Source organism: Pseudomonas sp. NPDC086112, assembly GCF_044746425.1.
Lineage (GTDB): Bacteria > Pseudomonadota > Gammaproteobacteria > Pseudomonadales > Pseudomonadaceae > Aquipseudomonas.
Genome location: NZ_JBIVCD010000007.1, coordinates 147,059 through 171,783, shown reverse-complemented (window position 1 = coordinate 171,783; position 24,725 = coordinate 147,059). Strand labels below are relative to the sequence as shown.

At 58.8% G+C, this 24,725-nt stretch carries 23 protein-coding genes and 1 tRNA gene; 8 read left to right on the top strand and 16 right to left on the bottom strand.

The window, feature by feature from the left end; all coding sequences use genetic code 11:
- Positions 1-56: 56 nt before the first annotated feature.
- From acnD to ACIPLA_RS08090, 4 genes are all read right to left on the bottom strand, one after another.
- Positions 57-2,651, bottom strand: coding sequence for a Fe/S-dependent 2-methylisocitrate dehydratase AcnD (acnD, locus tag ACIPLA_RS08105; protein WP_401172872.1), 2,595 nt, complete (start codon positions 2,649-2,651; stop codon positions 57-59).
- 204 nt (positions 2,652-2,855) lie between these two features.
- Complete coding sequence (gene prpC / locus ACIPLA_RS08100; protein ID WP_218394326.1) at positions 2,856-3,983, bottom strand: 2-methylcitrate synthase; 1,128 nt, start codon at positions 3,981-3,983, stop codon at positions 2,856-2,858.
- Positions 3,984-4,121: 138 nt separating this feature from the next.
- Complete coding sequence (gene prpB, locus ACIPLA_RS08095) at positions 4,122-5,012, bottom strand: methylisocitrate lyase (protein WP_007902093.1); 891 nt, start codon at positions 5,010-5,012, stop codon at positions 4,122-4,124.
- Positions 5,009-5,728, bottom strand: a complete 720-nt coding sequence (locus ACIPLA_RS08090; RefSeq protein WP_177319500.1) for a GntR family transcriptional regulator — start codon at positions 5,726-5,728, stop codon at positions 5,009-5,011. The genes prpB and ACIPLA_RS08090 overlap by 4 nt, the downstream gene beginning before the upstream one ends.
- Before the next feature lie 301 nt (positions 5,729-6,029).
- Here ACIPLA_RS08090 and ACIPLA_RS08085 point away from each other — a divergent pair, with 301 nt between their 5' ends.
- The 4 genes from ACIPLA_RS08085 to pabB all read left to right on the top strand — a co-directional run bounded on the left by ACIPLA_RS08085 (position 6,030) and on the right by pabB (position 10,656).
- A complete protein-coding gene (locus ACIPLA_RS08085; protein WP_007902103.1) occupies positions 6,030-6,566 on the top strand; it encodes an ATP-dependent zinc protease in 537 nt (178 codons plus the stop codon).
- A gap of 5 nt (positions 6,567-6,571) precedes the next feature.
- Positions 6,572-8,107: an inactive transglutaminase family protein gene (locus ACIPLA_RS08080; RefSeq protein ID WP_123496383.1), complete on the top strand. Its 1,536-nt coding sequence runs from the start codon at positions 6,572-6,574 to the stop codon at positions 8,105-8,107.
- Complete coding sequence (locus ACIPLA_RS08075; RefSeq protein WP_218394325.1) at positions 8,107-9,093, top strand: alpha-L-glutamate ligase-like protein; 987 nt, start codon at positions 8,107-8,109, stop codon at positions 9,091-9,093. Before ACIPLA_RS08080 ends, ACIPLA_RS08075 begins: the two co-directional genes overlap by 1 nt.
- A 225-nt stretch (positions 9,094-9,318) precedes the next feature.
- Positions 9,319-10,656 (top strand): aminodeoxychorismate synthase component I, encoded by a 1,338-nt coding sequence (gene pabB / locus ACIPLA_RS08070; protein ID WP_218394324.1) that lies wholly within the window; start codon positions 9,319-9,321, stop codon positions 10,654-10,656.
- Positions 10,657-10,753: 97 nt separating this feature from the next.
- Here pabB and thrH read toward each other — a convergent pair whose 3' ends face one another.
- Complete coding sequence (gene thrH / locus ACIPLA_RS08065) at positions 10,754-11,371, bottom strand: bifunctional phosphoserine phosphatase/homoserine phosphotransferase ThrH (protein WP_401172871.1); 618 nt, start codon at positions 11,369-11,371, stop codon at positions 10,754-10,756.
- Between the two features lie 174 nt (positions 11,372-11,545).
- Here thrH and ACIPLA_RS08060 point away from each other — a divergent pair, with 174 nt between their 5' ends.
- On the top strand, positions 11,546-12,286 hold the full coding sequence (locus ACIPLA_RS08060) for a phosphoadenylyl-sulfate reductase (protein WP_008074131.1): 741 nt from the start codon (positions 11,546-11,548) through the stop codon (positions 12,284-12,286).
- Between the two features lie 121 nt (positions 12,287-12,407).
- Here the strand turns inward: ACIPLA_RS08060 and ACIPLA_RS08055 are convergent, their stop codons facing one another.
- Entirely contained in the window at positions 12,408-13,331 is a 924-nt protein-coding gene (locus ACIPLA_RS08055; protein WP_401172882.1) for a LysR family transcriptional regulator, read from the bottom strand.
- A 124-nt stretch (positions 13,332-13,455) separates the two neighbouring features.
- Between ACIPLA_RS08055 and ACIPLA_RS08050 the strand changes: the two genes are divergently transcribed.
- On the top strand, positions 13,456-14,202 hold the full coding sequence (locus ACIPLA_RS08050; protein WP_123496375.1) for a 3-oxoacyl-ACP reductase family protein: 747 nt from the start codon (positions 13,456-13,458) through the stop codon (positions 14,200-14,202).
- Between the two features lie 111 nt (positions 14,203-14,313).
- On the opposite strand, the gene ACIPLA_RS08045 is transcribed toward ACIPLA_RS08050, so the two are convergent.
- Positions 14,314-15,009 (bottom strand): HAD-IA family hydrolase, encoded by a 696-nt coding sequence (locus tag ACIPLA_RS08045; protein ID WP_218394320.1) that lies wholly within the window; start codon positions 15,007-15,009, stop codon positions 14,314-14,316.
- Between the two features lie 262 nt (positions 15,010-15,271).
- On the opposite strand from ACIPLA_RS08045, the gene ACIPLA_RS08040 reads away from it, so the two are divergent.
- Together ACIPLA_RS08040 and ACIPLA_RS08035 are read left to right on the top strand one after the other, a co-directional pair.
- Positions 15,272-20,146, top strand: coding sequence for an RHS repeat-associated core domain-containing protein (locus tag ACIPLA_RS08040; RefSeq protein ID WP_401172870.1), 4,875 nt, complete (start codon positions 15,272-15,274; stop codon positions 20,144-20,146).
- Positions 20,143-20,568, top strand: coding sequence for a hypothetical protein (locus tag ACIPLA_RS08035; RefSeq protein ID WP_401172869.1), 426 nt, complete (start codon positions 20,143-20,145; stop codon positions 20,566-20,568). Before ACIPLA_RS08040 ends, ACIPLA_RS08035 begins: the two co-directional genes overlap by 4 nt.
- 137 nt (positions 20,569-20,705) lie before the next feature.
- On the opposite strand, the gene ACIPLA_RS08030 is transcribed toward ACIPLA_RS08035, so the two are convergent.
- The 9 genes from ACIPLA_RS08030 to ACIPLA_RS07990 form a co-directional block, all read right to left on the bottom strand.
- Complete coding sequence (locus tag ACIPLA_RS08030) at positions 20,706-21,071, bottom strand: hypothetical protein (RefSeq protein ID WP_401172868.1); 366 nt, start codon at positions 21,069-21,071, stop codon at positions 20,706-20,708.
- Positions 21,072-21,172: 101 nt separating this feature from the next.
- The gene (locus ACIPLA_RS08025) at positions 21,173-21,397 is read right to left on the bottom strand and encodes a hypothetical protein (RefSeq protein ID WP_123360066.1); all 225 of its coding nucleotides are present in this window, start codon (positions 21,395-21,397) and stop codon (positions 21,173-21,175) included.
- 108 nt (positions 21,398-21,505) lie between these two features.
- Positions 21,506-21,676 (bottom strand): hypothetical protein, encoded by a 171-nt coding sequence (locus tag ACIPLA_RS08020; protein WP_401172866.1) that lies wholly within the window; start codon positions 21,674-21,676, stop codon positions 21,506-21,508.
- A gap of 128 nt (positions 21,677-21,804) precedes the next feature.
- Positions 21,805-22,230 carry a glycine zipper domain-containing protein gene (locus tag ACIPLA_RS08015; RefSeq protein ID WP_123496365.1) on the bottom strand — a complete coding sequence of 142 codons (426 nt, stop codon included), beginning with the start codon at positions 22,228-22,230 and terminating at the stop codon, positions 21,805-21,807.
- A gap of 187 nt (positions 22,231-22,417) precedes the next feature.
- Positions 22,418-22,783 (bottom strand): bacteriocin, encoded by a 366-nt coding sequence (locus ACIPLA_RS08010; protein WP_192346936.1) that lies wholly within the window; start codon positions 22,781-22,783, stop codon positions 22,418-22,420.
- A gap of 348 nt (positions 22,784-23,131) precedes the next feature.
- The gene (locus ACIPLA_RS08005; protein ID WP_008072999.1) at positions 23,132-23,326 is read right to left on the bottom strand and encodes a hypothetical protein; all 195 of its coding nucleotides are present in this window, start codon (positions 23,324-23,326) and stop codon (positions 23,132-23,134) included.
- Between the two features lie 144 nt (positions 23,327-23,470).
- A complete protein-coding gene (locus ACIPLA_RS08000) occupies positions 23,471-23,791 on the bottom strand; it encodes a YbjQ family protein (RefSeq protein WP_007902143.1) in 321 nt (106 codons plus the stop codon).
- A 68-nt stretch (positions 23,792-23,859) separates the two neighbouring features.
- Positions 23,860-24,042, bottom strand: a complete 183-nt coding sequence (locus ACIPLA_RS07995; RefSeq protein WP_008073001.1) for a hypothetical protein — start codon at positions 24,040-24,042, stop codon at positions 23,860-23,862.
- 333 nt (positions 24,043-24,375) lie between these two features.
- Positions 24,376-24,465, bottom strand: a tRNA-Ser gene (locus ACIPLA_RS07990).
- Between the last annotated feature and the right edge of the window lie 260 nt (positions 24,466-24,725).

Here is a 24,725-nt window from a genome sequence, read left to right as displayed (position 1 = left end):
CTTATCGTAAAGGCAGGCGGACACAGGCCTGAAACCCCGTGTCCGCACTTCGTGATTTAGACGGCGACCGCCGATTCTTCGAGGAAGTCCTGGGCGAAACGCTGCAACACGCCGCCGGCCTCGTAGATCGACACTTCTTCGGCGGTGTCGAGGCGGCAGGTCACCGGCACTTCGACGCGTTCGCCATTCTTGCGATTGATCACCAGCGTCAGCGTCGCACGCGGAGTGCGGTCGCCGATCACGTCGTAGGTTTCGCTGCCGTCGATGGCCAGGGTGTGACGGTCGGTGCCCGACTGGAACTCCAGCGGCAACACGCCCATGCCCACCAGGTTGGTGCGGTGGATGCGCTCGAAACCTTCAGCGGCAATCGCTTCCACACCCGCCAGACGCACACCTTTGGCTGCCCAGTCCCGGGACGAACCCTGGCCGTAGTCGGCACCGGCGATGATGATCAGCGGCTGCTTGCGCTCCATGTAGGTTTCGATGGCTTCCCACATGCGCATCACCTGGCCTTCGGGCTCGACCCGCGCCAGGGAACCCTGCTTGACCTTGCCGTTTTCCCGGACCATTTCGTTGAACAGTTTCGGGTTGGCGAACGTCGCGCGCTGCGCGGTCAAGTGGTCGCCGCGGTGGGTGGCGTAGGAGTTGAAGTCTTCTTCCGGCAGGCCCATTTTCGCCAGGTATTCACCGGCGGCGCTGTCGAGCATGATCGCGTTGGAAGGCGACAGGTGATCGGTGGTGATGTTGTCCGGCAGCACCGCCAGCGGGCGCATGCCCTTGAGCGGACGCGCGCCGGCCAGCGCACCTTCCCAGTAAGGCGGACGACGGATGTAGGTGCTCATTTCGCGCCAGTCATACAGCGGCGCGACCTTCGGACCGGTGTCTTCGTGGATGGCGAACATCGGGATGTACACCTGACGGAACTGCTCCGGTTTCACCGAGGCCTTGACCACCGCGTCGATTTCTTCGTCGCTCGGCCAGATGTCTTTCAGACGGATTTCCTTGCCATCGACCACGCCCAACACATCTTTTTCGATGTCGAAACGGATGGTCCCGGCAATGGCGTAAGCCACCACCAATGGCGGCGAAGCCAGGAACGCGTTTTTCGCGTACGGGTGAATCCGCCCGTCGAAGTTACGGTTACCGGAGAGTACGGCCGTGGCGTACAGATCGCGGTCGATGATTTCCTGCTGGATCACTGGGTCCAGCGCGCCGGACATGCCGTTGCACGTGGTGCAGGCGAAGGCCACGACGCCGAAGCCCAGTTGCTCCAGTTCTGTAGTCAGCCCGGCTTCATCCAGATACAGCGCCACGGTCTTCGAACCCGGCGCCAGCGAGGATTTGACCCATGGCTTGCGGGTCAGCCCGAGCTTGTTGGCGTTGCGCGCCAGCAGGCCAGCGGCAATCACGTTGCGTGGATTGCTGGTGTTGGTGCAACTGGTGATGGCGGCGATGATCACCGCGCCATCCGGCATCTGGCCAGGCACGTCGTCCCACTGGCCGGAGATACCTTTGGCGGCCAGATCCGAAACCGCCACACGGGCATGCGGATTGCTCGGGCCGGCCATGTTGCGCACGACGGTGGACAGGTCAAACGTCAAGCCGCGCTCGTATTGCGCCCCCTTGAGGCTGTCAGCCCACAGGCCGGTGGTCTTGGCGTAATTCTCGACCAACTGCACTTGCTCGTCTTCACGGCCGGTGAGTTTCAGGTAGTCGATGGTCTGCTGGTCGATGTAGAACATTGCCGCCGTGGCGCCGTATTCCGGGGCCATGTTGGAAATGGTCGCGCGGTCGCCCAAGGTCAGAGCCGAAGCCCCTTCACCGAAGAATTCCAGCCACGCGCCGACAACTTTTTGTTTGCGCAGGTATTCGGTCAGCGCCAGCACCATGTCGGTGGCGGTGATGCCCGGTTGCAGCTTACCGGTCAGCTCGACACCGACGCTTTCCGGCAGACGCATCCACGATGCGCGACCCAGCATCACGCTCTCCGCTTCCAGGCCACCAACACCAATGGCGATCACGCCCAGCGCATCGACGTGTGGGGTGTGACTGTCGGTGCCGACACAGGTATCGGGGAAGGCCACGCCGTCGCGCACCTGAATCACCGGCGACATTTTCTCCAGGTTGATCTGGTGCATGATCCCGTTGCCCGGCGGGATCACGTCGACGTTCTTGAAGGCTTTTTTGGTCCAGTTGATGAAGTGGAAACGGTCTTCGTTGCGACGGTCTTCGATGGCGCGGTTCTTCTCGAACGCTTCCGGGTCGAAGCCGCCGCGCTCAACGGCCAGGGAGTGGTCAACGATCAACTGCGTCGGCACTACCGGGTTCACTTGCGCCGGGTCACCACCTTGCAGGGCGATGGCATCGCGCAGGCCGGCGAGGTCGACCAAGGCAGTCTGGCCAAGAATGTCATGGCACACCACGCGGGCGGGGAACCATGGGAAGTCGAGGTCGCGTTTGCGCTCGATGAATTGTTTGAGCGATTCGGTGAGCGTGGCCGGGTCGCAGCGACGCACAAGGTTTTCCGCCAGCACGCGGGAGGTGTACGGCAGGGTGTCATAGGCGCCAGGCGAAATGGCATCGACCGCCGCGCGGACGTCGAAATAATCCAGATGGCTGCCGGGCAGCGGTTTGCGGAATTTTGTGTTCATCGTCAGGACTCGGTCACGGTGGTTTCAAAGGGTGGGGCCTGGCGCGGCTACTGAACTGAACCCGATCCCCTGTAGGAGCGAAGCTTGCTCGCGAAAGCGGTCTGTCGGTCGACATTGATGTTGAATGTCAGTCCGTCTTCGCGAGCAAGCTTCGCTCCTACAGAGTCTCGGTTTCTTCAGTAGCCAGCGTCTGCGCCCTCCCGGTCAGCGTTGTTCGATTGGCACGAACTTGCGCTGTTCGACGCCGACGTATTCGGCGCTCGGGCGGATGATGCGGTTATTGGCGCGTTGTTCGAACACGTGCGCAGCCCAGCCGGTCAGGCGCGAGCAGACGAAGATTGGCGTGAACAACTTGGTCGGAATGCCCATGAAATGGTACGTCGACGCATGGTAGAAGTCGGCGTTCGGGAACAGTTTCTTCTGCTCCCACATGGTTGCGTCGATGGCTTCGGACACCGGGAACAACACCGTGTCGCCCACTTCGTCAGCGAGCTTTTTCGACCAGGCCTTGATCACCTCGTTGCGTGGATCGTTGTCCTTATAGATCGCGTGGCCGAAGCCCATGATCTTGTCCTTGCGCGCAAGCATGCCGAGGGTGCCTTCGACGGCCTCTTCCGGCGACGAAAAGCGCTCGATCATTTCCATCGCCGCTTCGTTGGCGCCGCCGTGCAGCGGGCCGCGCAGGGAGCCGATGGCCGCCGTGATGCAGGAATACAGATCCGACAGCGTCGAGGCGCACACCCGGGCGGTGAAGGTCGACGCATTGAACTCGTGTTCGGCGTAGAGGATTAGCGAAACGTTCATCACCTTGACGTGCAACTCGCTCGGCTTCTTGTCGTGCAGCAGGTGCAGGAAATGGCCGCCGATGCAGGCTTCGTCGGTCACGCAATTGATGCGTTTACCGTCGTGGCTGAAGCGATACCAGTAGCACATGATCGCCGGGAACGCGGCCAACAGGCGGTCGGTTTTGTCGTGCTGTTCGGAGAAGTCCTGCTCCGGCTCGATGTTGCCCAGAAACGAGCAACCGGTGCGCATCACGTCCATCGGATGAGCGTCGGCGGGGATGCGTTCCAGCACTTCTTTCAGCGCTTGCGGCAGGTCACGCAGCTTGCTCAGTTTTTGGGTATAGGCAGCGAGTTGTGCCTTGGTCGGCAGTTCGCCGTACAGCAGCAGGTAAGCCACTTCTTCGAATTGTGCGTCTGCCGCCAGTTCGCGAACGTCATAGCCGCGATAGGTCAAGCCTGCGCCCGACTGGCCCACGGTGGACAGTGCGGTTTGCCCGGCAACCTGGCCACGGAGCCCGGCGCCACTGAGTACTTTTGCTTCGGCCATTGCTGTCTCCAATTTTTTTGAATTTGTCAGGGAAACTTGTAGGAGCGGAGCTTGCTCGCGAAAGCGGTGTCTCAGACGACATTGATTTTGAATGTCAGTCCGTCTTCGCGAGCAAGCTTCGCTCCTACAGGGCTTTCATTACTTCTTCGCGGCAAACAACGCATCGAGCTTCTGCTCAAAGGTGTGGTAATCGATGCGATCGTAGAGCTCCATGCGCGTCTGCATGGTGTCGATCACGTTCTGTTGCGTGCCGTCGCGGCGGATCGCGGTGTAGACGTTTTCCGCGGCTTTGTTCATGGCGCGGAACGCCGACAGCGGGTACAGCACCAGCGACACGTCGGCGGCGGCGAGTTGCTCGGTGGTATACAGCGGCGTCGCGCCGAATTCGGTGATGTTGGCCAGGATCGGCGCTTTCACGCGGCTGGCGAACAGTTTGTACATCTCAAGCTCGGTGATCGCTTCCGGGAACACCATGTCGGCGCCAGCTTCGATGCACGCCGCGGCGCGATCCAGCGCAGATTCAAGACCTTCCACCGCCAGCGCATCAGTGCGCGCCATGATCACGAAGCTGTCATCGGTGCGGGCATCGACGGCCGCTTTGATGCGGTCGACCATTTCCTGCTGCGAGACGATCTCTTTATTAGGACGGTGACCGCAGCGCTTGGCGCCGACCTGGTCTTCGATGTGGATCGCCGCTGCGCCAAACTTGATCATCGACTTCACGGTACGGGCAACGTTGAACGCCGAGGAGCCGAAACCGGTGTCCACGTCCACCAACAGTGGCAAATCGCAAACGTCAGTGATGCGGCGCACGTCGGTCAGCACGTCATCCAGACCGGTAATCCCCAGGTCCGGCACGCCGAGGGAGCCGGCAGCCACCCCGCCACCCGACAGGTAAATAGCCTTGAAACCGGCGCGCTTGGCCAGCAATGCGTGGTTGGCGTTGATCGTGCCAACCACTTGCAGCGGATGTTCGCTGGCGACCGCATCGCGGAAACGCTGGCCTGGAGTGCTCTTGTTGGAACTCATGACTCACCTCGTTCAGTGGCTGTCGGGTTAGCGCCGTCCTGGTAGTGACGGGCGATATTGCGTTTGGAGGCGCCGATGTGACGGCGCATCAACAACTCGGCCAATTCACCGTCACGGTCGGCGATGGCATCGAGAATTCGGTGGTGTTCGGCAAACGCCTGGCGCGGCCGATTGGGCGTGGTGGAAAACTGGATGCGGTACATGCGCACCAGCTGATAGAGCTCACCGCAAAGCATCTGGGTCAGGGTGCGGTTGCCGCTGCCCTGGATGATCCGGTAATGAAAGTCGAAATCGCCTTCCTGCTGGTAGTAACCGACACCGGCCTGAAACGCCGCATCGCGCTCGTGGGTTTCGAGCACCCGGCGCAGTTCGTCGATTTCTTCGACCGTCATGCGTTCAGCCGCCAGACGGCACGCCATGCCTTCCAGGGATTCGCGAATTTCGTAGAGTTCCAGCAGTTCGGCGTGGCTCAGCGACACCACCCGCGCCCCGACGTGCGGCACGCGAACCAGCAGGCGCTGGCCTTCCAGACGGTGAATGGCCTCACGCAGCGGCCCGCGGCTAATGCCGTAGGTGCGCGCCAGCTCCGGCTCGGAGATCTTGCTGCCCGGGGCGATCTCGCCCTTGACGATGGCCGCCTGAATACGTCGGAAGACGTTTTCGGAAAGTGTTTCCGAGTCGTCCTGAATCGTGACCGGGGGATCGAGTTGATCCAGCATATTGTCGACACCTTGAAAACCAATGCCGCAAAAACTAGCGAATATGGCCGTTCACGTCAAAGGATAATTCGATATTGTCGACAATCGTCTAATAACCACGCTGCACCATAAGGAAGCAACACCTCAAGTTATAGCCGCCGGCCAGCGCTGGCGCCATAAACCCACCGTGCTAGAATGCCGCCCGCATTTGCTTGTCATCTGCATTGCCTGTCATAAAAAGCAGATAGGCATACGAGGGAGCTTGTGCAGCAATGCCAGGGCCTTGAATTGAAGAACGGACCGCTGCGCACCAGGATTTATGAGACTCAAGCCCTTCACCACATTCCTTTGTCTTTTTGGCCTGCCAGGTTTCGCCGCGGCAGGGGAAAAGACTGTGTACGGCCTCAATGAGTACGCTTCGCTGGACGGCATCAATCTGGAAGTCGCCGCCAAACTCGACACCGGGGCGAAAACCGCTTCGCTGAGTGCCCGCGACATCAAACGTTTCAAACGCAATGGCGAATCCTGGGTGCGCTTCTATCTGGCTATCGACGCCGCGCATTCGCACCCGATCGAACGACCGCTGGCCCGTGTCAGCAAGATCAAGCGCCGGGCCGGTGACTACGACCCGGAAGAAGGCAAAAAGTACACCGCCCGTCCGGTCATCGAGCTGGATATCTGCATGGGTTCGGCTTTACGCAGCATCGAAGTGAACTTGACCGACCGCAGTGCCTTCCAATACCCGCTCCTGATCGGCTCCGAAGCGCTCAAACGCTTCGATGCGCTGGTCGATCCCAGTCTTAAATACGCTGCTGGCAAACCCGCCTGCGCCACCGACGCACATACCGCAGAGTAATTCCAATGCGCTCTCTTACCCTCCATCTGAAACTGCTGATCGCCATCCTGGTGGTGCTGGGCATTTCAGTTACGGCCTATCAGATTTTCGTGCTCGGAATTCCGGTGACCGAAGACGCTACCGACGACTTGTGGAACATCGACGCCAAGGTCGAGTTCGTCGCCAATGCCAAGGATCCGATCAAGATTCAGATGTTCGTACCACCGTTGAGCCGCGACTACGTGAGCCTCAACGAGAGTTTCATTTCCAATAATTACGGCGTGGCGGTGAACCGTGTCGACGGCAACCGCAAGGTCACCTGGTCGGCGCGTCGGGCCAAGGGCAACCAGACCCTTTATTACCGACTGGTGCTGACCAAGCGCTACAGCGGCGAAAAGTCCAAGGTCAAAGGCCCGACCTTCCGCGACAGCATCGCCGTCGAAGGCCCGGAAAAAATCGCCGCCGAAGCCCTGCTCGCGCCGATCCGCCAACACTCGGCAGACGTTGAAACCTTCATCGGCGAAGCCATCAAGCGCGTCAACAACCTTAACGACGACAACGTGAAACTGCTGCTGGGCGGCGATCCGTCCACCGCGAACAAAGCCAAAATCGTCGAGTTGGTACTGTCCATCGCCCACGTGCCGATCGAAAAGGTCCACACCATCCGCCTGGTGGCCGACCAACCACAGATGCCTGAACTCTGGTTGCGCAGCTTCAACGGCACCGACTGGCTGTACTTCAACCCGGAAACCGGCGAACAGGGCCTGCCCACCGACCGCTTGCAGTGGTGGACCGGCGATGAAAACCTGATCACCGTCGATGGCGGCAAAAAAGCCACCGTCACCTTCAGCCTGAACAACAGCGAAATGAACGCCATTCGCCTGGCCAAGCTGACCGACGAAAATTCCGACGCCAACTTCCTCGAATACTCGCTGTACGGCTTGCCGCTGCAAACCCAACAGACGTTCATGATCATGGTGATGATCCCGATCGGCGTGCTGGTGATCCTGATTCTGCGCAACCTGATCGGCATTCAGACACTCGGCACCTTTACCCCGGTGCTGATCGCCCTCGCCTTCCGGGAAACCCAGCTCGGTTTCGGCATCGTGCTATTTACGATCATCACGACGCTGGGGCTGTCGCTGCGCTCCTACCTTGAACATTTGAAGCTGCAAATGCTGCCGAGGCTATCGGTGGTGCTGACCTTCGTGGTGGTGCTGATCGCGGCGATCAGCCTGTTCAGCCACAAACTCGGCCTGGAACGCGGCTTGTCGGTGGCGCTGTTCCCGATGGTGATTCTGACCATGACCATCGAACGCCTGTCGATCACTTGGGAAGAGCGCGGGGGCGGCCATGCCATGAAAGTGGCGATCGGTACCCTGTTCGCCGCCTCTTTGGCGCACCTGATCATGAGCGTGCCTGAGCTGGTGTACTTCGTGTTCACCTTCCCGGCGATCCTGCTGATTCTGGTGGGCTTCATGCTGGCCATGGGTCGCTATCGCGGTTACCGCCTGACCGAACTGGTGCGCTTCAAGGCTTTCCTCAAGAAGGCTGACGCCTGATGTTCGGTCTCTGGAAAACCTGGAAAGCCCTGGAGGCTCGGGGCATCATGGGGATCAATCGGCGCAACGCAGACTACGTGCTCAAGTACAACAAGCGCAGCCTGTACCCGATCGTCGATGACAAGATCATCACCAAGGAGCGCGCCATCGCCGCCGGCATCCACGTGCCGGAGTTGTACGGGGTGATCTCCACCGAGAAGGAAATCGACAACCTCAGCGAGATCATCGGCGGGCGCACCGATTTCGTGGTCAAACCAGCCCAGGGCGCCGGCGGTGACGGCATTCTGGTGATCGCAGACCGCTTCGAGGGCCGCTATCGCACGGTGTCGGGCAAGATCATCAGTCACGAGGAAATCGAGCATCAGATTTCCAGCATCCTGACCGGCCTGTATTCGCTCGGCGGTCACCGCGACCGCGCGCTGATCGAGTACCGCGTGACCCCGGACCAGATCTTCAAAAGCATCAGCTATGAAGGTGTGCCGGACATTCGCATCATCGTGCTGATGGGCTATCCGGTGATGGCCATGTTGCGCCTGCCGACTCGCCAGTCCGGCGGCAAGGCCAACCTGCACCAGGGCGCCATCGGCGTCGGTGTCGATCTGGCCACAGGCCTGACATTGCGCGGCACCTGGCTGAACAACATCATCAACAAACACCCGGACACCACCAACGCCGTGGACGGCGTGCAACTGCCCTACTGGGACGGTTTCATGAAGCTCGCGGCCGGCTGCTATGAGCTGTGCGGGTTGGGTTACATCGGTGTCGACATGGTGCTCGACCAGGAAAAAGGGCCGTTGATTCTTGAGCTTAACGCCCGGCCCGGGTTGAACATTCAGATCGCCAACGATTGCGGGCTGACGTTGCGTACCCACGCGGTCGAAGCACGGCTGGAAGAATTGAAGGCTCGTGGGGTTGTTGAGACGGTTCAGGAGCGGGTTGAGTTCGTTCAGGAAATGTTTGGGCATATTCCAGCGGTTGAGGGCTGATCCAAAACCGAGTCGCCCCCTTCGCGAGCAAGCCCGCTCCCACATTGGATCTTCGGCGTCACGTATATCCAATGTGGGAGCGGGCTTGCTCGCGAAGACTGACTCCCAAGCACCAAAGCCCTCAACCCTGTCGCCAATCTACCAATCCCCGACTTACCCTCTAGGAGCAAATCCTGCAGAGGACTACAATCGCTCCCCCGCCTCGATGGCTGATCTGCCCTGCCCATGCTGACCTGTTCCGTACACCCGCTGCCCTATCGCGCCAACCCCGCCGAATACTTCGCGGCGATTCGTCATGCCCCCGGTGCCGTGCTGCTCGACAGCGGCCGGCCGAGCGCCGAGCGTGGGCGTTTTGACCTGCTCAGCGCCTGGCCGCTGGAACAACTGGCTGTGTTACCGGATGAAAGCGGCAGCCATTTCCTGCAACGCCTTCGCGACACTCTGAAGCGACTCGGTAAAGCCTCTGCTCCTTTCGACCTGCCTTTCGCCGGTGGCCTGATCGGTTATCTGAGCTATGACTTCGGCCGGCATCTGGAAAACCTGCCGAGCCAGGCACGGGACGATCTGCAATTGCCCGACGCACGTTTCGGGCTGTACGACTGGGCTCTGATCAGTGATCACCACCTGGCCACCAGCCAACTGGTGTTCCACCCGGCGCTGATCGACAGCGAGCGGCAGCGGCTGCTCGAATTGTTCACGCAACCTGCACCTCAGAAAATCGAGCCTTTCAAACTGGACAGCCCGATGAGCGCCGACCTGAGCGCCGACGACTATCGACAAGCCTTCGAACGCATTCAACAGTACATTCAGGCCGGCGACTGCTATCAGGTCAACTTCGCCCAGCGCTTTCGTGCGCAATGCCAGGGCGATCCATGGGCTGCGTACTGCGCGCTGCGGGCGGCATGCCCGACACCTTTTTCCGGTTTCCAGAGCCTGCCCGACGGCGACGCCGTGCTGAGCCTGTCGCCAGAGCGTTTCGTCAAAGTCAGCGAACGCCACGTCGAAACCCGCCCGATCAAAGGCACCCGCCCCCGCGGTCTGACTGCAGTTGAAGATGCGGCGAACGCCGCCGAACTGCTGGCCAGCCCCAAGGACCGCGCGGAAAACCTGATGATCGTAGATTTGCTGCGCAACGACCTCGGTCGTACCTGCCGCATCGGCTCGGTGCGGGTGCCGGAGTTGTTCAGCCTGGAAAGCTACCCGAACGTGCATCACCTGGTGAGCAGCGTTACCGGCGAGCTTGCGGATAACAAGGATGCGCTGGACTTGATTGCCGGCAGCTTCCCCGGCGGCTCGATTACCGGAGCGCCAAAGATTCGCGCGATGCAGATTATTGATGAGCTGGAGCCGACCCGTCGTGGATTGTATTGCGGTTCATTGCTGTACCTGGACGTGCGCGGCGAGATGGACAGCTCCATCGCCATCCGTAGTTTGCTGGTCAAGGATGGACAGGTGTGCTGCTGGGGTGGCGGCGGGATCGTCGCGGATTCGGACTGGCAGGCGGAATATCAGGAATCGATAACCAAGGTGAAGGTGTTGCTGGATACTTTGCGAGGCCTTTAAAAGCTTCGCGGGCAAGCCTCGCTCCTACAGGATTTATGTCGTTCGCCGGAAATCCTGTAGGAGCGAGGCTTGCCCGCGAAGACGTCCTCGAAAACGACTACAAATTCAACGCCCGATTCGAAGCCTTGATGAACTCCTGCTTCAACTCCGCAAAGCTGTGCACCGCCGGGAACTGTGGAAACTCACGAATCACATTGTCCGGTGCATGGAACAGAATCCCCGCGTCCGCCTCGCCCAGCATCGTCGTATCGTTGTAGGAATCCCCCGCCGCGATCACCCGGTAGTAGAGGCTCTTGAACGCCAATACCGACTGCCGCTTTGGATCTTTCTGACGCAACTGATAGCCCGTGACCCGACCGGCATCGTCGGTAATCAGACGATGACAAAGCAAGGTCGGGAAGCCCAGCTGACGCATCAGCGGTTGGGAGAATTCGTAAAAAGTGTCCGACAGAATCACCACCTGAAAGCGCTCACGCAGCCAGTCGACGAATTCGCTGGCGCCTTCCAGAGGCTTTAGCGTGGCGATCACTTCCTGGATGTCGGAAAGCTTCAGGCCGTGCTCGTCGAGAATCCGCAAGCGCTGCTTCATCAACACGTCGTAGTCGGGAATGTCCCGAGTGGTGGCCCTGAGGGAGTCAATCCCGGTTTTTTCGGCAAAGGCGATCCAGATTTCCGGGACCAGCACACCTTCAAGATCCAGACAGGCAATTTCCACAAGACACTCCCATTTTGTACTGTTTATTGAGTCGAGCGAGCAAAAGGACTGCCGAACTCTAGCGACTCGCCCTGCTCTGTGCAACGCAGAGGGCGCACCAGCCACCGCAGGATTTTGTTACCATCAGGCATATATAGAGCGCCCAGCGCCACCGACCTGTAGGAAGCCGCCCTGATGAGCCCATCGTTCGATGTCGTGGAACTCGCCACGACCTATGCCAACAAATCCGCCCAGGACATCCTGAAACTCGCGTTCGCCGAGTTCGGCGATGACCTGTGGATATCTTTCAGCGGCGCCGAGGATGTGGTGCTGGTGGACATGGCCTGGAAGCTGAACAAGAACGTCAAGGTGTTCAGCCTCGACACCGGCCGCTTGCACCCCGAGACCTATCGCTTTATCGAACAGGTGCGCGAGCACTACAAGATCGATATCGAAGTGGTATCGCCGGACTACACCAAGCTCGAACCTTTCGTGAAGGAAAAGGGCCTGTTCAGTTTCTACAAGGACGGTCATGGCGAGTGCTGCGGCATCCGCAAGATCGAGCCGTTGCGTCGCAAGCTGTCGGGCGTGACCGCCTGGGCCACCGGCCAGCGTCGGGACCAGAGCCCGGGCACCCGCAGTGCGGTCGCGGTGCTGGAAATCGATACCGCGTTTTCTACCCCAGAACGCACTCTGTACAAATTCAACCCGCTGGCGCAAATGACCAGCGAAGAGATCTGGGGCTACATTCGCATGCTGGAACTGCCGTACAACAGCCTGCATGAGCGTGGCTTCATCAGCATCGGCTGCGAGCCTTGCACCCGTCCGGTGTTGCCGAACCAGCATGAGCGCGAAGGTCGTTGGTGGTGGGAAGAAGCCACGCAGAAAGAATGCGGGCTGCATGCCGGGAACATCATCAGCAAATCCAAGGCTTAAAAATCACAGTCTTAAACCGCGTTATCGTTCATCGCGGGCAAGCCTCGCTCCCACAGGTTTTGTGTCGTTCTGTGGAAGCGTGGCTTGCCCGCGATGGCCACACCTCGGTCCCAAGCCAAGCTCAAAGCGCACTGAACCGCTGCCCCAACCCCTGCTCCGCAAACTGCTCAATGATGAAATCGACAAACGCCCGGGTCTTGCCCGGTAGCAGTTTGTGTTCGGCGTAATAGATGGAGATGTTGCCGTCATCGACGTACCAGTCAGGCAACACCCGCTGCAACGTCCCCGCATCCAGATAACCCACGGCAAACGGCATGCTCACCAACGCAATGCCTAACCCCTGAGCCGCCGTGGCGCAGGCGGCTTCCGAATCGCTCATGGTCATCCGCGCCTTGAGCGTTAGCGGGCTGTGTTGCCGGGCGCGACTGGTCAACTGCCAGGAACGCACACGTCCCGTCTGCGGCGAGCGTATCAAGATGCCGTCGTGGTATTTGAGGTCGTCGGGCTCGACGATCGTTTCGTGCCCTGCGAGGTACTCGGCTGAAGCCACCAACACCCGATGGGCGGGCGTCAGCTTGCGCGCCACCACGCCTTGGGGCAGTTCGAATCCGCCACCAATCGCCGCATCGAAACCCTGGCCGATCAGGTCGACCTGGCGGTTATCGAAATGCCAGTCCGGGTTGATCGCCGGAAAGCGCCGCAGAAACTCGCCCAGCAACGGCACGATGTACAAGCGCCCGAACACTGTGCCCATGCTGACTTTCAATGTGCCGGCGGGACGTCCTTCGGCGCTGGCCAGGTTGGCCACGGCATTCTGGATCGTGTGCAGGCTGGCGCTGACTTCGCCGAGAAACAGCTGACCGGCCTCAGTCAGCGTCAGGCTGCGCGTACTGCGCTGGAAAAGCCGCACACCCAGTCGCGCCTCCAGCTTGGCAACGCTCTTGCCCACCGCCGCCGGCGTCAGGCTCAAGCGCCGCGCCGCTTCGGCGAAGCTGCCAACCTCGGCGCTACGCACGAAGCATTCGATACTGCTGAAGGTTTCCATAAGCGTCACTATAAACTTCTGGTTTACACAGACTATAGCAATGACGGTCTACCCGCGAAGTAGTGCGAAGCCGATACTCGACTCCGACAACAAGGCAGCCCGCCTTGAATTTCTGGAGATCGACATGACCACTCAACACCTCAGCGGTAAAGTAGCTCTGATTCAAGGCGGTTCACGCGGCATCGGTGCTGCCATCGTCAAACGCCTGGCCGCCGAAGGCGCTACCGTCGCCTTCACTTACGTCAGCTCTACCGCCAAAGCCGAAGAGTTGCAAAACAGCATCACCAGCGCAGGCGGCAAAGCCTTGGCCATCAAGGCCGACAGCGCCGATGCCGTCGCGATTCGCAATGCCGTTAAGGTCACCGTCGAAGCCTTCGGTGGCCTGGACATCCTGGTCAACAACGCAGGCGTTCTGGCCATCGCACCGCTGGAAGACTTCAAACTCGAAGACTTCGACCAGACCCTGGCGATCAATGTGCGCAGCGTGTTCATCGCCACTCAGGAAGCGGCCAAGCATATGACCGAAGGCGGTCGCATCATCAACATTGGCAGCACCAATGCCGAGCGCATGCCCTTCGCCGGTGGAGGCCCGTACGCCATGAGCAAATCGGCGCTGGTCGGCTTGACCAAAGGCCTGGCCCGCGACCTCGGCCCACGGGGTATCACCATCAACAACGTGCAACCGGGCCCGGTCGACACCGACATGAACCCCGCCAGCGGCGACTTTGCTGAAAGCCTGATCCCGCTGATGGCCGTGGGTCGTTACGGCAAAGTGGAAGAAATCGCCAGCTTCGTCGCTTATCTTGTCGGTCCCGAAGCCGGCTACATCACCGGTGCCAGCCTGACCATCGACGGCGGTTTCGGCGCCTGATACAGGTCACTGTGGGAGCGGGCTTGCTCGCGAAGGCGTCGTATCAGTCGACATTGATGTTGCCTGACACTCCCTCTTCGCGAGCAAGCCCGCTCCCACATCAGATAGGTGTCAAGCCCACTCAAGTGCCGGCAGGCCACATGCGCTGGGCTTGAACGCCTTCAATGTACGAAGAATGCCATCGGCGTGTGCGTACTTTTCGTCGGCCATCGCCGCATCCGGGATCGCAATCGCCGTCATCCCCGCCGCTTTCGCCGCCGTGACACCGAACGGCGAATCCTCGAACACCAGGCAATCCTCAGGCGCGACACCCAGGCGCCGCGCCGCCGTCAGGAAGATATCCGGCGCCGGTTTGGCCGCGCCCACTTCCGGGTCGTCAGCGGTGACGATGAAATCGAACAGCGCAAACCACTCACGGTGCAAGGTGGTTTTCTGGCCGAACGACTGACGTGAAGAACTGGTGCCCACCGCAATAGGAACGTTGTTGGCCTTCAAGTGCCTAACCAGCTCCTCTGCGCCAGGCATCGCCAGCGCCGTCGGAAAACGCTCGCGCATCAACGGTTCGCGGATCACCAGAAACTCTTCGGCTGTAATTGGCAGGTCCAGTGCCTCGACCACATAGCGCGCCAGATCACCCGCGCCACGACCGATGATGTTCTGTTTGACGCTCCAGTCGAAGGTCCGGCCATAACGCCCGGCAATAATGGACGTGACCTCGGTGTAAATGCCCTCGGTGTCCAGCAACAAGCCGTCCATGTCGAAAATCACGGCCTTGATCGGGCCGAACTCATCCAAGGGTGCATTCATCGCATCTGATCCGTTTTCTCATGACATCCCAGGAGCGGCTAAGGCACGCCGGGGCCGTGATGGATTAAAGGGTTCAGCAGCATAGCGAGCGCGGTTGGCAGAGAGCAACGGGCAATGTCTGGCGGACACAAAAAACTGTGTCGGGACGCCCGCGATGATTTAGCGATTTCCCCTACACCAAACACCTCCTTTCCCGACTTCTTTTCTCGTTGATCCCCCGCAAAGTCCTGCGCTCCAGATTAATCAGCGCGAGGGACTGCGAATGTTCGAACCTGACAAGGTCCTGGCCTTGAACAATGCCATCGGCTTACTGGTGGTCGCCGCCATGAACCCGGAGCAGCCGGACGTCGAAGCGTTGCTCGGTGATTTTCGACTCTGCCTCAACGACTACGAGGCCTGGGCGGAAAACTTCTGGACCGGTGGGGCGCTGAATGTCGAGCAGGTATTCAAGGTCGGCAACGAAGTCTGGCTCAGTGCTCCGAAGGACTCCACTACCCCTGTCAGTTCAACGCTCGCCATGTGCCCCGCCAGCGGTCCGTTGACCCTGGTTCATATGTTTGAGGCTGCGCGTTTCGTGCCGATCGGCGATACGCCGGTGATGCTCGAACCGGTTATCTCGCAGCGTAATGGTGAACTGACGTTCGGTGAGCCCGTCCACGAAACCATCGGCCCCAGCGGCATCCTCGAAATCCCCGACTGCTGGCGCGGCCAGCGTTATCGCATCACCTTCTTTCCCACTGTTTGCACTGATCACGTCAAAGCGCTCTATGCCTCCTATCAAGGCGTGATCAGCGAGCTGGAAGGCTGGTTGCGCAATGAATGGTCGAGCGAATTCGAGCCCTTATGGGCAGGTTTCTCCGAGGCAACCTTCACTCAGCGCTACGGCCTGCTGCAACAGGCCGACTGGCGCGGCCTTGAGCGTGCGCTGCAGGGTTTGTGGGATGACGTGAAGCAGGTCTACGCCCTGGTGGCAGATCTGCAAGCCAATAGCGAAAAACTCCTTGAGTACCTGACCCAAGGCGAGCTCGAGACGCTGCTGAATGCCTCGGCTGAAGCCATCGCCAATGTGTTGCTGATGTTGAGCGATGAGCCGTTGATGTTCATCCATCTCGCCGCCTTCATCAGTTGGATGAAGATGTTGCCGCCGCAGTACATCGCTGAAGTCGTGGCGCAAATTCGTACAGAACTGTTGATCAGTTTCCTGCTGGTGCGCCTCACCGGCCCTACGGGCCTGAAGCTCGGCATGAGCGCCAAAGTACTGGACAAGATCAAGTCCCGGCAGGCGCGACAGTGGTTGGCGGCGGCCAGTTTGCGCCTGGCCGAACTAACGGCCAAATCTGACCTGACAGCCCACGCTGGCGTGCTCAAACCGCTCGTGGTCAGCGCGCGGAATGCACCACTGAAACCGGCGCCGACGGTTCCGCTACAGATCCGTGCCGGCGACTCTCCTGTTGTACAGGTGAACAATCCGGTTGCCATCGCTCGCGACAAGTCCAACGCCATGACCCGGCTGGGGCGTCACGAACCTCACGACGATGCATCGAGTCAGGCGAAAAACCCCAACGGCGACAGCGCCGATTGCGCGGCACTGACCTGCACCAACGGCTGCCCGGTGTCGATGGTCACCGGTGAAGAGCTGCTGACCCTCACCGACGGTTCGCTGGATGGGCTTCTGCCGTTTGCCTTTACCCGGTTGTACCGCACCAGCGCGGCGGAGATCGATTGCGGGCTGGGCTGGGGCTGGAGCCATTCGCTGGCACAGCGGTTGGAGCTGAACGATGAACAGGTCGCCTGGATCGACCATGAAAACCGTCGCACCACCTTTCCGTTGCCGAGCGTCGAGCGCCCGGCGATTCATAACAGTCTGTCGCGGGCAGCGATTTTCCTTGGGAATGAGTCGGAAGAGTTGATTCTCGCGTTGGCCGGCGAGACGAGCCGGTTCTATCACTTTCGAGAGGGTCGCCTGACGGCGATCAGTGATGCCTACAACAACCGTATCCACATCACTCGCGACCGTCAGGATCGCATTCAACGCCTCGATAACGGCGCCGGTCGTTCCCTGCTGTTGCGCTACGAGCGCAGGCACCTCGTCGCCATTGAATATCAGTCGTTTCATCCCACCGATGCCGTGGGTGAAGCCTGGCATACAGAGCAGACGCTGGTTTTCTATCGCTACGACGCCCGCCAACGCTTGATCGAAGCGACCAATGCCGCCGGTGAAAGCGAGCGTTACGATTACGACGACCAGCACGTGATTCTGCAGCGGCAACTGGCCGGTGGCGCGAGTTTCTTCTGGGAGTGGGAAAGGTCTGGCAAGGCCGCGCGATGTGTGCGGCATTGGGCGTCGTTTTCCCAGATGGACACGCGTTATGTCTGGGACGACCAGGGCGGCGTCACCGTCCAGAACCTCGATGGCAGCCAAGAGGTTTATGTCCACGATGATCGGGCGCGGCTGGTGCGCCGGGTCGAGCTGGATGGCGGCGAACACCTTAAGGCCTACGATGACAATGGCCGGTTGGTAGCCGAACAGGATCCGCTCGGGGCGATCACTGAATACCGTTACGACGAAGTCGGACGGTTGGTCGCGCTGGTTCCGCCGCAAGACGAGCCAACATCCTACGAATACCGCAATGGTTTCCTGCACGCGCGCTATCGCGGCAAAGCGGTGTGGAAGTATCAACGCAATGCCCAGGGGGATGTTACCGAAGCCACCGATCCGGACGGCCAGGTCACTCACTACCACCACGACGCTCAGGGGCGTTTGCTGTCGATCCGCTTCCCGGACAACAGCCGGCATGTCTTCATCTGGAACGGGCTGGGACAACTACTCGAAGAGACCTTGCCGGACGGTAGTCAGCGGCGCTTTTCCTACGATGCGTTAGGCCGACAGACGACCCGTCAGGACGAACACGGTGCGCTCACCCGGTATCAATGGGATGCCGTCGGGCGACTGGTTCAGACGACCCGTCCCACCGGCGCCAGTCGCGCCTTCAGTTACAACGCCTATGGCAAGATCACCGCCGAGCGCGATGAGCTGGGCCGCGTCACTCGCTATGAATATGCCGACGATTTGCACCTGGTCAGCCGTCGGATCAACCCCGATGGCACGCAACTGCGTTATCGCTACGATAACGCGCAGCTGCTGCTCACAGAGATCGAAAACGAAGCCGGCGAAAAATATCGCCTGGACTACACGCCCAACGGCCTGATCCGACAAGAAACCGGCTTCGACGGCCGCCGCACCGCTTACAGCTACGATCTCAACGGCCACCTGCAGGAGAAAACCGAGTTCGGTGATGACGACTCGCAGCTGATCACCGGCTATCAGCGGGACTCGGCTGGACGTCTGTTGGTCAAGACCCTGCCCGATGGCGTCAAGGTCAAGTACCGCTATAACCGCCTCGGTCGACTGGTCAGTGTCGATGACGGCCACGACCATCCGCTGGAGTTCGAATACGACGCCCAGGACAGGCTGATCACCGAGCATCAAAGTTGGGGCACATTGCGTTATCGCTACGACGCGTGCGGCCGACTCAATCACCTGCGCCTGCCGGACAACAGCAAACTCGATTATCACCACGCCAAGGGTGGCGCGCTGACGGCCATTGACCTCAATGGCACACGACTCACCACCCACCAGTTTGCATTCGGCCGCGAGCAGCAACGCCAACAAGGTCAGCTCACCAGCGAATACTCCTACGACGATCAGGGCCGACTGAAAGCGCATGCCGTCAGCCAACAGCAACAAGCGCTCTACCGTCGCGACTATGCCTACAGCCCCAGCGGCAATCTCGACCATATTGCCGACACCCGCCATGGCCAACGCAGCTACCAGTACAACTCGCTCGATCGACTGATCCGCGTCCGCCACTCTCGCGACCAACTACCGGAAAGCTTCGCCCACGACCCGGCCGGCAACCTGCTGATGCAGGACCGGCCCGGCCCGGCCACCGTCAAAGGCAACCGCCTGTTGATGCAGGGCGACTGCTACTTCGATTACGACGCCTTCGGCAATCTGATCCGCGAACGCCGCGGCACCGCGCAAAAACTCGTCACCGAGTACCGCTACGACGGCCAGCACCGGCTGATCGGTGTCACCCTGCCGGATGGTCGATGCGTGAGTTATCGCTACGACGCCTTCGGTCGCCGCATCAGCAAAACTGTCGACGGCAAAACCACCGAGTTCTTCTGGCAAGGCGACCACCTCGTCGCCGAACACAGCCAGGATCACCATCGCAGCTATATCTACGAACCGGGCAGCTTCCGCCCACTGGCCATGCTCGACGGCAAAGGCCCGCGCCAGGCCTGCCCGTTCTACTACCAACTCGACCACCTCGGCACACCGCAAGAACTCACCGACTACAGCGGCGACATCATCTGGGCCGCCCGATACACCGCCTATGGCCGCCTCACCCGCCTCAACCGCGACACCCACCAGGTCCTCGATCAGCCGCTGCGCTTTCAAGGACAGTACTTCGATGCGGAAACCGGCCTGCATTACAACCGGCACCGCTACTACAATCCGGACATCGGACGGTACCTGACGCCGGACCCGAGCAAGTTGGCGGGTGGGTTAAACGGGTATCAGTACACGCGCAATCCGACGGGCTGGGTTGATCCGTTGGGGTTGAGTGATTGTCCTGGAGGGGATGGGTGTAAGAAGCCGTCGTTTGGGGATGAAGATCCGGCGGGTAAGGTGGGGGTTGATGAGGGGGAGCCCGGAACCCCAAATCCAAAACAAAAGAACTATTATTTATACCGTGGTGACGACCGAGAACCATGGGAAATTTTTGAGGCAGGATTTGAGCCCTTGGGAGACAGTACAGATCTGTTTCTGCATGCATCAGATAACAGAAGCCCTCCCAGTTATTTTGTCAGCACTACGACAAACGAAAAAGAGGCAAAAAAGTTTGCCACAGGCTACGGTCTTGCCGACGGCTATATATATGTTCTGAAAAACATTCGCGGCATCGATGTAAATAAAGAACTGGGCATGATGTCACCACATCGGCGTGAGGCTGAGATAGCAATCCCAGGAGGAATAAAAAATCACGACATTGTGGGCGCCACCCCCGTCTATGATGATGGTAGCTATAAGGGCTACTCGATACCCAACCCTTTCAGGAAGCAACCATGAAAACAATAGAGATTTTAATAAACAATCATGGCGTCATAGAAAGGGCCACAATCGAATGCGATAGAAAAAAACCGACACTCACATTCACGATGCAGAGTGGTTTAAAAAAAGTTTATACAGCCTCTGACCTTTACGTATGCTTTGGCATGTTAAGAGCCGACTATCCTGAGATAAAATTTCTGTGCAAAGGAGCCAAATTAAATGTTCACCCTTCACGAATGTCGTCCCAAATGTCTAGCGGTTTAGTCGCATACGAACTTAAACTTGGAAAACCTAGCGAAGAAGAGGACATAGTACGAATTTTCGACTACGAAGACGAAAATATTACTAGCAACATTGAAGAGCAAAGAACTTTCTATAAAAACTGGATCGAGTCACTACTTATTTCAACGCCAAAAAAATCTGAAGATAACACTCAATAAAACAACCAACAATATAGAATCATCAACTCACACAAGGCGCTCATCGAGCAAACGCGTCAAGCATCAGTGACGCCTGTGAAAAACATCCAAAGCCCAGCTCGACGCTGGGCTCAGTTGTACAGTAAAAAAACACTGACTTAGCCGCCAGAACCACCGGTTTTGCCTCCACTTTCCGCTCCACCACCGCCCTCATCAATTTCAAAATCACCTGACTCTCCAGACCCACTTCCAGAACCACTCCCCATCGAACTTCCACCGCTCATCGACCCACTTCCCTCCCCCGGGCTGGTGCTACTCCCGTTGGCATCACCACCATTCCCACCACCAATGGTGTCCGGTGGTGGCACCTTCCCATCCGAGACGCCCGCATTCATTTCCGAATATGGCGGCATCCCGCCCTTGTCGACCGGCGCATCGCGGCCAGAAGATTGAGCAAACGCCGCCAATGAACTGATCGACAATAAGCCAACCACCGTCAGGGTCGTCAGTTTTGACCTGATCATGGCGCACCTCCTTTAAAGAGTGCTTTACCTGATGTCTGGCAGCGGTCGCTTTTTAAAGGTGCCGCGCAATCGACGAGCGGCGATGGATCGCTGCACAGGTTTCAGCTCGGTTCTCCCGATAGATCGTCACCGGCAATGTCCGGGTCATCGGGATTGGCTTCCACATCCCCGCGCTTCACATCATCGGTATCGGTGGGCACCTGCTCCACGCCGGTGTCGTCATCGTCGGGCGGGCGCTGATCGCGACTCAGGGAGTCGGTGGGTGAAGGCAGCGGATATTCGGGGGTATCGTCGTCGATATCGGAGTCTTTTGGATCAGCGTTCATAACGCACCTCTCAATGGACCTGAAAAGCAGATCCTGATATTTCGAGGACAACACGATAGATGCGGTTCGATCAGAAGGACGATCGGTCGGCCGGACCGCAAAGCATGATCACTCGTCGTCTTCCTCGTCGTATTCGTCGTGTTCACAATTGCCCACATCGCCTGCGTCATCGGCATCGTTGAGCGGCACCGTGGCGTCGTCCATCAGAGACCCCGGATCTTCGTTGCCAGGATCATTGATTGGACCTTCATCTTCCATGCCTTCTGTTTCCGGAGTCATGACATGCCTCACAACGTTCAGGGGTGTATGAAGTTCGAGGCGCCCTATGGGCAAACGTTCCAGAGTCCTGGTGACAGAAACGAAAAACCCGGCACTGGGCCGGGTTTTTACTGTCACTCGATATCGAGTTAGCGATGCTTGTACTTATTTTTATGCTTGTGTTTGTGGTTGCCGCCACCGGAATGCGAGCTGCCGCTGTCATTACCCAGGTTGCTGCCCACCGCGCCACCGGCTGCACCGCCCACGCCAGCGCCAATGGTCGAACCGGTGGAGCCGCCCAGACTATTGCCGATCACCGAGCCGCCTGCCGCGCCGATACCGCCGCCAACAGCCGCTTCTGTTCGACTGCCCTTGCGCGCACCGACCGCGCTGCCCGCCGCACCACCGACGCCAGCGCCAACCGCTGCTCCTGTGCTGCCGCCTAGTTGACCGCCGACCACGTTACCCAACGCGCCGCCAAGACCACCGCCCACTGCAGCGGTGCCGTCGCCGGCAGCCATCGCACCCTGAGCAATCAAAAGTCCTAAAACCACCGTGGACAATGTCAAACGCATGATATGAACCTCTAATTTCCGCATCGGGGGAAGATCGTGCCGCGGATAGGCATCAGTCTGGCATCTGCGTCTGTTGAACAGCAAATCAGATGCCGGCTGTAAGAGATTTGAGCCACATACTGCAGAAACGTTCCAAAACGAAGAAGCCCGGCATTGAGCCGGGCTTCTTCAGCGGATCATCTTGGGATCAGTGGCCTTTTTTGGACAGATTGCTGCCCACGCCGCCGCCCAATGCACCGCCTAGGCCGGCACCGATGGTGGAGCCAGTCTTGCCGCCCAGGCTGTTGCCAATCACCGAACCGCCCGCCGCGCCGACACCGCCGCCGATGGCCGCTTTGGTGCGGCTGCCTTTGCGTGCTGCAACAGCACTGCCAGCTGCACCCGCTACGCCGGCACCAATCGCTGCACCTGTGCTGCCGCCCATTTTCTGACCGACCACATTACCCAGCGCGCCACCCAGACCACCACCGAGCGCAGCGGTGCCATCACCGGCAGCCATCGCACCTTGAGCAAACAAAAGGCCCAGAACCAGAGCAGGCAGTGTCAAACGCATAACGAGAACCTCAAAAAAGGGGGAAACCGAAAGGCCGGAGATTGAATGCTTTAGAGGAGGCAAAGTCCAGACACAAACACAGAACAACCTCGTCATTGGCGACGGTTGGACAGCATTTATGGAAAAGGTTTTATGACAGGCAAAAAAAAGCCCGCTGGGGAGACGGGCCAGGGTACTGCTTTCTAACGGATGAGCTGAGACTACGTAGGCAGGTGTGAAAAGTTTGTGAAAAAAACCACTAGTGCTCGCAATGTTGTAGGACATTTCCCCGCATTACCTCCAAGCATGCTTTTTTCCCTTCAAAAACAAGAAACCCCGCTCAATGGCGGGGCTCGTACGAGTCACTGTTTACTTCCTGGAAGGCGCACCCAGCTTGGGCATGAATTTCGACTTCGGCCCTCGAGTTCGAGGTACCGTAGATTTGATTTTGTTGATTTTGATACGGTCTTCACCGAAGCTCGGCACATAGTCCGTCTGACCACACTGCACGCAATTATTGATTGGAAACTCCGCCCCGTCGTCTTCGATATACGGCTCAGTCATATCTTCGCTCCTCTCAACGGGTCGATACCGGCAAGCCCTATTTGCCTGAAAAATATCGACCACCCAGGATTTTGAGACTAGTCGGTCATTCCCGGACTTGTGATTCAGATTGTTACGTGCCCGACGAATGGCCAGCGCGGCGTCCTACCTCAGCTTGACCGCCGTCCCGGTCACAAACACCACCACCATTCCACCTTTACCGGCCGGCATGCTGATCTCATAGTCGAGCCCTACCACCGCATCCGCCTGAAGCGCCCGCGCCCGCTCCTTGATCTCGTCGGTCGCCTGAATCCGCGCATCTTTCAATGCTCGCTCCAACGTTTGAGAGCGCCCACCGAAAAAATCCCGCATGCCAGCGAACAAATCGCGGATCACGTTGACGCCCTGCACCGACTCGGCGCTGACGATGTCCAGGTATGCGGTGATTTGCCGGCCTTCGATGGTGTGGGTTGTGGTGGTGATCATGAGATTTCCTTTTTCATAGAGGCATGCATCATTCCCCAGCGCGGAAATGATGAACACAAAAAGCTCGCCTAGAGCAGCTTGATCATCACAGCAGTAACGGTAGCTACCGTACCAATCAACCCAGTAGCAACCGCCACTGGATACCAAAAGGTTTCACGGGTCATCTTGCCGGCCTCGGCGTTCAGCTTGCGCTGTTCAGCGATCAGTTTGACGATCTCCACGTGAACCTTTTCCAGCTCCGCCTGTTTCATGGTCATTTCCTGCATAACGTGCGAATGTCCCTTCTGGATAATGGGGGTGGCGTCATTTGCGCTGCCCTTTGATTCATTTTGCACTTTGGATGAGCAAAACAAATATCCCTTCCCAAGATGGCCCAGATGAGGTGCTGGAACCAATGGAAGCACCTAACCGCTTGGCTTTCCAGCATTACTTCCCACACGTTTGGCACTTGTCCTACATCATTTTCGGATGCGTCTTTGCTGATACATCCGGGGCAATTCCGTCGCGAGGCATGAAATCGAGACACCAGAAACCACAAAACCCCTGACTTCTCTCGAAATCAGGGGTTTTGTGTACATCGAATTTGGCGGTGAAGGAGAGATTCGAACTCTCGATACAGTTTCCTGTATACACACTTTCCAGGCGTGCTCCTTAAGCCACTCGGACACTTCACCGTATCTCGTCAAACATGTTCTGTCTGTCGAGGCGCGCTAATGTAGTCGAAAGCTTTTCTGATGGCAAACTTTTTTTGCAGAATTTTCATGCGGTTAGCGATTTAGTCGTTCCGCTGGGTGCCGTGCCATGGCAAACCCGCCAATCTCCGGCTTCGCGCCCTCTTCTATATAGAGGGGAATGCGCGGCTGGCGTGGCCGGCAACGCTTCCCGGGAGGGGAAAAGGGTGACCGGGTGGTCAGTCACGGCGCTTTACCTGGCC